Source organism: Acidovorax sp. KPB24-03, from assembly GCF_057546605.1.
In genome coordinates this window covers 1-754 of record NZ_BAAJYR010000849.1, presented here as the reverse complement: position 1 = coordinate 754, position 754 = coordinate 1, and the positions used below count along the sequence as shown (strand labels likewise).

Sequence of the window (754 nt, the reverse complement as noted above, 5' to 3'; positions counted from 1 at the left end):
GCACCCGCCCCGCGCACCCCCCGGCCTTGCGCCCGTGCCCGGCGGCCCTCCTACCGCGATGAACCCCTTCGAAACCCCCACCCATTTCCCCTTCGTGATCGCCACCCGCGAAAGCCGCCTGGCCCTGTGGCAGGCCGAGCATGTGCGCGCCCTGCTGCAGGCACGCGGCCACACCGTGACGCTGCTCGGCATGACCACCAAGGGCGACCAGATCCTGGACCGCACGCTCAGCAAGGTGGGCGGCAAGGGCCTGTTCGTGAAGGAACTGGAAGTGGCGCTGGAGGAAGGCCGCGCGCACATCGCCGTGCATTCGCTGAAAGACGTGCCGATGGAGCTGCCCGACGGCTTTCACCTGGCCGCCGTGATGGAGCGCGAGGACCCGCGCGATGCCTTCGTCTCGAACCGCTTCGCGCGCCTGTCCGACCTGCCCCAGGGCGCGGTGGTGGGCACCTCCAGCCTGCGCCGCCAGGTGCTGCTGCAGGCCCTGCGGCCCGACCTGAAGATCGAGCCGCTGCGCGGCAACCTCGACACCCGCCTGCGCAAGCTCGATGAGGGGCTGTATGACGCCATCGTGCTCGCCGCTGCGGGCCTGAAGCGCCTGGGCCTGGACGACCGCATCCGCGCCACGTTCGAGCCCGCCGAGATGCTGCCCGCCGCCGGCCAGGGCGCGCTGGGCCTGGAGGTGCGCAGCCATCGGCAGGACGTGATCGCCGCGCTGGCGCCCCTGGCCCACCTGCCCAGCTGGCTGGGCGTG

Annotated in this window: 1 protein-coding gene; it reads left to right on the top strand. The window is 72.3% G+C overall.

Translation table 11 applies throughout. The features are described 5' to 3' along the window. Positions 1-58: 58 nt before the first annotated feature. On the top strand, positions 59-754 hold a 696-nt coding region (gene hemC, locus AC27KI_RS26420), incomplete at its 3' end, for a hydroxymethylbilane synthase (RefSeq protein WP_487116833.1).